Below are 9,630 nucleotides of genomic sequence, written 5' to 3'. Positions count from 1 at the left end.
ACAACCAAGAGGGCGCGGCCACTTGCCGCGCCCCCTCCCCACACCCCCCACCTACACCCACGTATCCAGCCACATCCGAGACCGCCACTGATCAATAGGAATCGACGTCCCCGTGTACAGCGGCCAGAAGTAGATGAAGTTCCACGTGATCAGCAGGACCAGCACCCCCGCGCCGACCGCGCCCGTGACCCGGCGGGTGTCGCTGGAGCCCGGTGGGCCGATCATCGCGCCGATGAGCATCGCCACCGCGAGGCAGAGGAAGGGCAGGAAGACGATCGAGTAGAAGAAGAAGATCGTGCGGTCCTGGTAGAGGAACCAGGGGAGGTAGCCGGCCGCGACGCCGCAGGCGATCGCGCCCGCGCGCCAGTCGCGGCGGAACGCCCAGCGCCACAGGACGTAGAGGATCGCGAAGCAGGCCGCCCACCACAGCACCGGGGTGCCGATCGCGAGGACCTCGCGGGCGCACTTGTCGCCGGCGTTGACCGGGCAGCCGTCCGCGCCGGGGGAGGGGGACTCGTAGAAGTAGGAGACCGGGCGGCCGTCGACCAGCCAGCTCCAGGGGTTGGACATGTACGTGTGCGGCGAGTGCAGGCCGACGTTGAACTCGTAGACCTCGTGCTCGTAGTGCCACAGGCTGCGCAGCCAGTCCGGCAGGACGTGGCTCCAGGTGCCGCCCTTGCCGTCGGTCGCGGCCCAGTTGCGGAAGTAACCGCCGGTGCCGTTCGCGGGGGAGAGGATCCAGCCGATCCAGGAGGTCAGGTAGACGGCGACGGCGACCGGGATCGTGGCTACGAAGCCCAGTCCGAGGTCGTGCTTCAGGACCGCCACGTACGCGTTGCGGGCGCCCGCGACCTTGCGGGAGCCGACGTCCCACAGCAGCATCATCACGACGAAGGCGGCCGTGATGTACAGGCCGTTCCACTTGGTGCCGATCGCGAGGCCGAGCAGCAGGCCCGCCGTCCAGCGCCAAGGGCGCCAGCCGAAGGACAGGGTGTCGCCGGTGTGCGCGTCGGGGCGGACGCGGCCGTAGGCGTCGGCCGGTAGTGCCGCCGCGAGTTTCTCCCTCGCCTTGTCGCGGTCGATCAGCAGGCAGCCGAACGCGGCCACCACGAAGAACATCAGCACACCGTCGAGCAGCGAGGTGCGGGCCATCACGAAGGCCAGGCCGTCCAGCGACATCAGGACGCCCGCGACACAGCCCAGGAAGGTGGAGCGGAACAGGCGGCGGCCGATGCGGCACAGCATCAGCACGGTCAGCGTGCCGAGCAGCGCCGTCATGAAGCGCCAGCCGAAGGGGTTGAAGCCGAAGATCAGCTCACCGATGCCGATGACGTACTTGCCGACCGGCGGATGCACGACGTAGGCCGCGTCCGTGGGGATCGAGACGTGCCCGCCTGTCTTCAGGATCAGGTCGTTGGCGTTCTTGTCCCAGTTGACCTCGAAGCCGCGGTGGACCAGCGCCCAGGCGTCCTTGGCGTAGTACGTCTCGTCGAATATCACCGCCTTCGGACTGCCCAGGTGGTAGAAGCGCATCACCCCGGCCATCAGCGTGACCAGCAGCGGGCCGCCCCAGGCCGACCAGCGGGTGATGCGGTCGACGAGCCCCGGCGAGAAGCCGAGCGACGCCCACAGCCGGGGGCTGGGCTCCGCGTACGGCGGCACCAGCCGGTCCCGTACGTCGCTTCTGGGCCCCGCCGTGTAGCCGAAACGGCGCAGCCGCTGCTGCCACGACGGCCGCTGCTCTTGGGGGGCCTGGCCCTGCCGGGTGTCCGTGGAGGACGCGGTACTGGTCACCGCGCCATCGTAGGGAACAGCGCTGTGTGAGTCCCGTGCATGGGCGGTCTCGGTCCGGATGCGTCCGGATCTGTCGGCCCTGCGAGGATGGGAACGTGACTGGAACCCTTGTTTTGGCGGGCACCCCCATCGGCGACATGCAGGACGCCCCTCCCCGGCTCGCGGAGGAGCTGGCCGGGGCCGATGTGGTCGCCGCGGAGGACACCCGGCGGCTGCGCCGGCTGACCCAGGCGCTCGGTGTGCAGCCCAAGGGGCGGGTCGTGTCGTACTTCGAGGGCAACGAGTCCGCGCGGACCCCCGAGCTGGTCGAGGCCCTGGTGGGCGGCGCGCGGGTGCTGCTGGTGACCGACGCGGGGATGCCGTCCGTCTCCGACCCGGGGTACCGGCTGGTCGCCGCCGCCGTGGCGAAGGACATCAGGGTGACCGCCGTACCGGGGCCGTCGGCGGTGCTCACCGCGCTCGCGCTGTCGGGGCTGCCGGTGGACCGGTTCTGCTTCGAGGGGTTCCTGCCGCGCAAGGCGGGCGAGCGGCTGTCGCGGCTGCGGGAGGTGGCCGCCGAGCGGCGCACCCTCGTCTACTTCGAGGCACCGCACCGGCTCGACGACACCCTCGCCGCGATGGCGGAGGCGTTCGGCGCGGAGCGGCGGGCCGCCGTCTGCCGGGAGCTGACGAAGACGTACGAGGAGATCAAGCGCGGCCCGGTCGGCGAGCTGGCCGCGTGGGCGGCGGAGGGCGTTCGCGGCGAGATCACCGTCGTGGTGGAGGGGGCGCCGGAACAGGCCGAGGAACTCGGCGCGGACGAACTGGTGCGGCGGGTGCGGGTGCGCGAGGAGGCGGGCGAGCGGCGAAAGGAAGCGATCGCCGCGGTCGCGATCGAAGCGGGTGTTCCCAAGCGCGAGGTGTTCGATGCCGTGGTGGCGGCGAAGACTGCGCAAAAACCCCTCTGAGCTGGGGCGGAATCCCCTCTGAGCAGGGCGCTCCTCCCATGAGCGGGCGCCCCATGGCGGGGCAAAGCGCGGTCGCCGAATGCAAAGTCCCGACCGGGTCGGAAGGGCGATTCGACAAGGAAAGTCCAAATCGCCTCCAACAGACGACAGGTCTGGTGCGTTGGCCCTGCCGGAGGCGTCCACTGGTATGAGGGACGCACCCGTTCCTCGCCTCCATCGGGATTCCGGGGGGAATCCCCTCGCGGGGGCGCTTGTCCAGCGGAAAGCAAGCAGGAGCTGGCATGAGTGAGATCGCAGGGCAGACCGGCCTCAGGGGCGCTGCCACCGCCGTGGTGAACGAGTCGTACTCCTTCGCCTGCATGCGGTGCGGGCACGGCTGGGAGCAGGCATACGAGATAGAGCACCACGTCGACACCGACGGCCACCAGTTCGTGATGTACGTGGCGGACGGCCAGGTCGTGCCGTCGCCCCTGAGCCGCCCCGCGTGCCACAACTGCGACGGGCATGTCGTGCGCATCATGCGGGCGGGCCAGGTGTCGTCGGTACGGGACGCGGCGCAGCGGCAGTACCAGGCGCCCCGGCCGCGGGCCGCGGCGGAGGGCACCACGGACTCGACGGACGAGTCCGCGGCCGCCGGGCAGGAGCCCGTCGAGCACCACTGGCACCTGTCCGACCTGCTGCACCCGTTCCACCACCACCGCAAGGCGAGCTGACCGCCTCCGGCGACCGGGCGGGCATGCCCCTTTCGTAGGATCGGGGCATGCCTGCCTCCAGTGACAAGAACGCGGCGCCTCCGCTCCCGGAGCCCCTCCGGGTGCCGGTCGCCGACTCCCACACCCACCTCGACATGCAGTCCGGCACGGTGGAGGAGGCGCTCGCCAAGGCGGCCTCGGTCGGTGTCACCACGCTCGTGCAGGTCGGCTGCGATGTGAAGGGCTCCCGCTGGGCCGCCGAGACGGCCGCCCGCCACGACGCGATCCACGCGACGGTCGCCCTCCACCCGAACGAGGCCCCGCGCATCGTGCACGGCGACCCCGACGGCTGGTCGAGGCAGGGCGCGCGTACCCCTGGCGGTGACACGGCCCTCGACGAGGCCCTCGCGGAGATCGACCGTCTGGCCGGACTCCCGCACGTCAAGGGCGTCGGCGAGACCGGCCTCGACTACTTCCGCACCGGACCCGAGGGCAAGGCGGCGCAGGAACTCTCCTTCCGCGCGCACATCGAGATCGCCAAGCGGCACGGCAAGGCCCTGGTCATCCACGACCGCGACGCCCACGCCGACGTCCTGCGCGTCCTCAAGGAGGAGGGCGCCCCCGAGCGGACCGTCTTCCACTGCTACTCCGGCGACGCCGAGATGGCCCAACTCTGCGCGAGCGCCGGGTACTTCATGTCGTTCGCCGGCACCGTCACCTTCAAGAACGCCCGGGACCTGCGCGACGCGCTCGCCGTGGCGCCCCTGGAACTCGTCCTGGTGGAAACGGACGCCCCCTTCCTCACCCCGGCCCCCTACCGCGGACGGCCCAACGCGCCCTATCTCATTCCGGTCACGGTCCGCGCGATGGCCGCCGTCCGGGGCATCGACGAGGACGCCCTGTCGACGGCACTGGCGGCCAACACGGCCCGCGCCTTTGGTTACTGAGGTTCCAGGACCCACTCGAACACAACCCTGAGTAGCCGCGTCGCTTTGGAGAGTGACGGTCGCTCCGCTAGGTTCTGTTGGCCCGATCCGGACCCTTCTGGCCTTCTGGAGCGTGTCGGCGTGAGCAACTACGAGACCTACGAGACGTACGACCGCGGTGTGCGCGCCGATGTGTACACCGACGGGCCCACCGAGGTGTACGAGGACACGTACCGCGCCGCCTACGAGGCGCCGGAGCCCGTGTTCCCGCGCCAGGCGGTGACCGTCGCGCCGGGCCGCGCGGACCGCAGACGAAGAGCCGACCGTACGGCCTCCACCGCCTCCACCATGCGCCGCCTGGTCCCGCAGGCCCTGGTCGTCGCCTTCCTCGCCGGCGGCACCACCGCGTTCGTCGCCAAGGACAAGGCCATCGAGCTGAGCGTCGACGGCAAGCCGCGCACCCTGCACACCTTCGCCGACGACGTCACCGAACTCCTCGCCCAGCAGGGCGTCGAGGTCGGCGAGCACGACGTGGTGGCCCCCGGCCGCGACGCGGACCTCGCCAGCGGCGACGAGGTCGCGGTCCGCTACGGCCGCCCCGTGCGGCTCACCATCGACGGGCAGCGGCGCGAGGTGTGGACGACGGCGCGGACGGTCGACGGCGCCCTCGAACAACTCGGCGTGCGCGCGGAAGGCGCCTACCTCTCGACCTCCCGCTCCCAGCCCATCGGCCGCGCCGGGCTCGCCCTCGACGTACGCACCGAACGCACCGTCACGATCATGGCCGACGGCCGCGCCCGCACGATCCGCACCAACGCGGCGACGGTCGGCGAGGCGGTCCAGGAGGCGGGCATCGGCCTGCACGGCGAGGACACCACCTCGGTCCCGCCCGCGAACTTCCCGCGCGACGGCCAGACGATCACGGTCCTGCGGGTCACCGGCACCCGCGAGATCCGCGAGGAGGCGATCCCCTTCGCGGTGGAACGCACCGAGGACCCCACCCTCTTCAAGGGCACGGAGGTCGTCGAACGCGCCGGCCGACCGGGCCTGCGCCGCGTCACCTACGCCCTGCGCACGGTCAACGGCGTCAAGGAGAAACCGCGCCGCGTCGACGAGGAACTGGTCCGCGAACCCCGCTCCCAACTCGTGAAGGTCGGCACCAAACCGATGCCCACCTCGGTACAGGGCGCCGACCAACTCAACTGGCACGGCCTCGCCACCTGCGAGTCCGGAGGCCGCCCCGGCGCGGTCGACCCCTCAGGCACCTACGGCGGCCTCTACCAGTTCGACACCCACACCTGGCACAGCTTGGGAGGGTCGGGCCGTCCGCAGGACGCGAGCGCGGAGGAGCAAACGTTCCGGGCGAAGAAGCTGTACGTGCGCAGGGGGTCAAGTCCCTGGCCGCACTGCGGAACGAGACTGCACGGCTGAGCGGTGATGGGGGACAGGGGGCGCAGCCCCCATCCCCAGGGGCGCGGGGAACTGCGCGACCAGCCACAGCCGACCGGCAGACGAAGAACCGCCCCGTAACCTAGGTACGTGAGCAGCAACCCCGACGCCCTCCTGGGCCCCGCCGACATCCGCGAACTGGCGGCAGCCCTGGGCGTCCGCCCGACCAAGCAACGCGGCCAGAACTTCGTGATCGACGCGAACACGGTCCGCCGCATCGTCCGCACCGCAGACGTCCGCCCGGACGACGTGGTCGTGGAGGTGGGCCCGGGCCTGGGCTCACTCACCCTCGCCCTGCTCGAAGCGGCCGCCCACGTGACGGCCGTAGAGATCGACGACACCCTGGCGAGCGCACTACCGGCGACGATCACCGCCCGCATGCCCGAGCGGGCGGACCACTTCGCGCTCGTCCACTCCGACGCGATGCAGGTCACCGAACTCCCCGGCCCGCCCCCCACCGCCCTGGTCGCCAACCTCCCCTACAACGTGGCCGTACCGGTCCTGCTCCACATGCTGGAGCACTTCCCGACCATCGAGCGCACGCTCGTGATGGTCCAGGCCGAGGTCGCCGACAGGCTGGCCGCCCCGCCCGGTTCGAAGGTGTACGGCGTCCCGTCCGTGAAGGCGAACTGGTACGCGGAGGTCAAGCGGGCCGGCTCCATCGGCCGTACCGTCTTCTGGCCCGCGCCGAACGTGGACAGCGGCCTCGTGGCGCTCACCCGCAGGGCGGAACCGCTGAAGACCACCGCCGACCGCCGCGAGGTCTTCGCCGTGGTGGACGCGGCCTTCGCGCAGCGCCGCAAGACGCTGCGGGCCGCGCTCGCCGGCTGGGCGGGCTCGGCGGCGGCGGCCGAGACGGCGCTCGTCGCGGCCGGGGTGTCCCCGCAGGCGCGCGGTGAGTCGTTGACGGTCGAGGAGTTCGCCCGCATCGCGGAACACAAGGTCGCAGAGCACGAGGGAGAGTCCGAGTAAGTGAGCGTCACCGTACGGGTCCCCGCCAAGGTCAACGTCCAACTCGCGGTCGGCGCGGCGCGCCCCGACGGCTTCCACGACCTGGCCAACGTCTTCCTCGCGGTCGGCCTGTACGACGAGGTCACCGTGACCCCGGCCGACGAACTCCGCGTCACCTGCTCGGGCCCGGACGCGGCCCAAGTCCCCCTGGACCGTTCGAACTTGGCGGCCCGGGCGGCCGTGGCACTCGCCGAGCGGTACGGACGCAGCGACGCCGTGCACATCCACATCGCCAAGGACATCCCCGTCGCGGGCGGCATGGCGGGCGGCAGCGCGGACGGCGCGGGCGCGCTGGTGGCGTGCGACGCGCTGTGGGGCACCGGTGCCTCGCGGGCCGAACTGCTGGACATCTGCGCCGAGTTGGGCAGCGATGTGCCGTTCAGCCTGGTGGGCGGGGCGGCGTTGGGCGTCGGGCGCGGCGAGAAGCTCACGACACTGGAGACCCGCGGCACCTTCCACTGGGTGTTCGCGATGGCCGAGCGGGGACTCTCCACCCCGGCGGTCTTCCGGGAGTTCGACCGCCTGGCGGAAGGCGTCGACATCCCCGAACCGGTCGCCTCGCAGCCGCTCCTCGACGCGCTCGCGAAGGGCGACCCGGACGCGCTGGCCGCCGCCGTCTCCAACGACCTTCAGCCGGCGGCCCTTTCGCTCTTCCCGGAACTCGCCGACACCCTCGCCGCGGGCCGTGCCGCGGGCGCCCTCGCCGCGCTGGTCTCCGGTTCGGGCCCGACGACGGCGTTCCTCGCCCGCGACCCCGGGTCGGCGGCGAAGGTCGCGGAGGCGCTGACGGCCTCGGGAACATGCCGGACGGTACGTACGGCGGCGGGTCCGGCGGCGGGTGCGACCGTGATCGCCCGACCTTCACACCAGGTCCACGAAAACCCCGCCTGAACTGCGAAAATGCGCATGTGCGGTGTTATCGAAACCATATTGATTTAATGTTCGCCAATCAACCTCAAGGTCCCTTTCGCGGCTTATGTCCTACAGGGTGCGGCTGGCATGATCAGCCGACCCCGGTCCTCGTTACCGGCGGTACTCCCTGCGCGCGCGGTCTCGCCGCGCCACGCCCGAGAGGAACCTCCCCATGGGCCACATGGACCATTTCAGCGCCGGCTGGGTCACCCCGGTCCTGTCCTACGCGATGGCCTGCGTCGGCGCCGCGCTCGGACTGCGCTGCACCGTAAGGGCACTTGAGGCGGACGGCGCCTCCAAACGGAACTGGCTGACCCTCGCCTCCGTCGCCATCGGCTCCGGCATCTGGACCATGCACTTCGTGGCCATGCTCGGCTTCAGCGTCGAAGGCACCCCCATCCGCTACGACGTCCCGCTCACCGTCCTCAGCCTGCTGATGTCGATCGGCGTGGTCGCCGCCGGTGTCTTCACCGCCGGATACGGCCGCTCCCGCGTCACCTCGGTCGCCTTCGGCGGACTCGGCACCGGCCTCGGCGTCGCCGCCATGCACTACGCCGGCATGGCCGCGCTCGACCTGCACGGCGAGATCGACTACGACCCCCGGCTGGTCATCGCCTCCGTCGTGATCGCCGTCGTCGCCGCGACCGCAGCACTCACCCTCACCCTGATCGTGCGCGGCCCCGTCCTCGCCACGCTCGCCGCCCTCGTCATGGGACTCGCGGTCAGCACCATGCACTACACCGGGATGTACGCCGTGAGCGTCACCCTCGCGCCCAGCAGCGCGAACCTCTCCGGCGCCACCGCCACGGAGTTCATCTTCCCGCTCGCCGTCGTCCTCGGCTCCTTCCTCTTCCTGGCCTCCGCGTACGTCGCCCTCTCCCCGACCGGCAGGCGCCACGAGTCGGCCTTCGCGGCCGAGTTGCTGCGCGACGTCGAACTCGCCACGGTCTGAGCCGACTTCGGCCGCCCTGCCTTCAACTGCCCTTACGGCAACGGCCCCCACCTCTCCGGGGTGTGGGTGCCGACCGTCGATCGGTATGTCGAACGCGCCGTACGAACCACCCCGCACTTCCCCTCCCGAACGAGGTCCCCCATGCGTGTGCTGCGCGCACCGGCCCGACTGCGCCCCAGATCCGTCCGCGCGAAGATCGTCGCCCTGCTGATGCTGCCCGTCGTGTCCCTGATGGCCCTGTGGGGCTTCGCCGCGGTGACGACCGCGTCGAGCATCGCCGACACCGAGACCGCCAAGGACGTCAACTCCGAACTCCTCACCCCCGTCGCGGAGTTCATCACCGCGGGGCAGGGCGGCGTTCTGCTCGGCCTCCAGGGCGGTAGTGAAAGCCGGGACGGGGGTGAGGAGTTCGGNGACACCGAGACCGCCAAGGACGTCAACTCCGAACTCCTCACCCCCGTCGCGGAGTTCATCACCGCCGTGCAGGGCGAGCGGACCGCCGCCCTGCGCCACGCCGACGCCCCGGCCGCCTTCACGTCGGCCGCCAGGGCCACCGACACGGCCGCCGCCGCGCTCCGCGACGGCGTCAACGACTCCAGCTCCGACGCGGCCCTCATCGACTCCTCGCTGCCGGGCCGCATCGACAAACTGGAGGCCGACGCCACCGGCCTCGCGGCGCTGCGCGCGAGCGCCACCGCCAAGGGCGCCAAGTCGACGACCACCTACGCCAGTTACTCGACGATCGTCGAGCACGGCTTCTCCGTCACCGGCGCCCTCACCGGCGACAAGACCGCCGCCGACGCCTCCGAGGCACGCGTCGTGCTCGAACTGTCCAGGGCCCGCGAGGCAGTTGCCCAGGAACAGGCACTGCTCGGCGCCGACGAACAGCGCGTACTGCTCCTTGGTCAGTTCGCCCCCGGTGCGGGCGGCGCCGAGCAGTGCCTGTT

General features: G+C 71.4%; 9 protein-coding genes. 8 read left to right on the top strand and 1 reads right to left on the bottom strand.

Annotated elements, in window-relative coordinates; translation table 11 throughout:
* Positions 1-51 precede the first annotated feature (51 nt).
* Positions 52-1,794 (bottom strand): dolichyl-phosphate-mannose--protein mannosyltransferase, encoded by a 1,743-nt coding sequence (locus JHN45_RS47705; RefSeq protein ID WP_201055684.1) that lies wholly within the window; start codon positions 1,792-1,794, stop codon positions 52-54.
* Between the two features lie 95 nt (positions 1,795-1,889).
* Between JHN45_RS47705 and rsmI the strand changes: the two genes are divergently transcribed.
* The 8 genes from rsmI to JHN45_RS47665 all read left to right on the top strand — a co-directional run.
* Positions 1,890-2,741: a 16S rRNA (cytidine(1402)-2'-O)-methyltransferase gene (gene rsmI / locus JHN45_RS47700; RefSeq protein WP_200714251.1), complete on the top strand. Its 852-nt coding sequence runs from the start codon at positions 1,890-1,892 to the stop codon at positions 2,739-2,741.
* Between the two features lie 281 nt (positions 2,742-3,022).
* Entirely contained in the window at positions 3,023-3,454 is a 432-nt protein-coding gene (locus JHN45_RS47695) for a hypothetical protein (protein ID WP_201055683.1), read from the top strand.
* Between the two features lie 47 nt (positions 3,455-3,501).
* Positions 3,502-4,380 carry a TatD family hydrolase gene (locus JHN45_RS47690; RefSeq protein WP_200714253.1) on the top strand — a complete coding sequence of 293 codons (879 nt, stop codon included), beginning with the start codon at positions 3,502-3,504 and terminating at the stop codon, positions 4,378-4,380.
* A gap of 120 nt (positions 4,381-4,500) precedes the next feature.
* The gene (locus JHN45_RS47685; RefSeq protein WP_201055682.1) at positions 4,501-5,790 is read left to right on the top strand and encodes a resuscitation-promoting factor; all 1,290 of its coding nucleotides are present in this window, start codon (positions 4,501-4,503) and stop codon (positions 5,788-5,790) included.
* Positions 5,791-5,898: 108 nt separating this feature from the next.
* Positions 5,899-6,780, top strand: a complete 882-nt coding sequence (gene rsmA / locus JHN45_RS47680) for a 16S rRNA (adenine(1518)-N(6)/adenine(1519)-N(6))-dimethyltransferase RsmA (protein WP_200714255.1) — start codon at positions 5,899-5,901, stop codon at positions 6,778-6,780.
* On the top strand, positions 6,781-7,710 hold the full coding sequence (locus JHN45_RS47675; protein ID WP_201055681.1) for a 4-(cytidine 5'-diphospho)-2-C-methyl-D-erythritol kinase: 930 nt from the start codon (positions 6,781-6,783) through the stop codon (positions 7,708-7,710). It begins immediately after the preceding gene.
* 193 nt (positions 7,711-7,903) lie between these two features.
* Complete coding sequence (locus JHN45_RS47670; RefSeq protein ID WP_201055680.1) at positions 7,904-8,683, top strand: MHYT domain-containing protein; 780 nt, start codon at positions 7,904-7,906, stop codon at positions 8,681-8,683.
* Between the two features lie 141 nt (positions 8,684-8,824).
* Positions 8,825-9,630, top strand: an 806-nt coding sequence (locus JHN45_RS47665; protein WP_236584895.1) for a nitrate- and nitrite sensing domain-containing protein, incomplete at its 3' end; no start/stop codon positions are given.

The sequence above is a fragment of the Streptomyces sp. MBT53 genome (assembly GCF_016654115.1).
In the GTDB taxonomy this organism is placed as follows: domain Bacteria; phylum Actinomycetota; class Actinomycetes; order Streptomycetales; family Streptomycetaceae; genus Streptomyces.
Note: the sequence above shows the minus strand (reverse complement) of the source record. Positions and strands in the feature narration are given on the sequence as shown.

Bases quoted from the DNA above. Each gene is read 5' to 3' on its own strand.
- JHN45_RS47695 (WP_201055683.1), top strand. From the start codon at position 3,023: ATGAGTGAGATCGCAGGGCAGACCGGCCTCAGGGGCGCTGCCACCGCC.
- JHN45_RS47690 (WP_200714253.1), top strand. From the start codon at position 3,502: ATGCCTGCCTCCAGTGACAAGAACGCGGCGCCTCCGCTCCCGGAGCCC.
- JHN45_RS47670 (WP_201055680.1), top strand. From the start codon at position 7,904: ATGGGCCACATGGACCATTTCAGCGCCGGCTGGGTCACCCCGGTCCTG.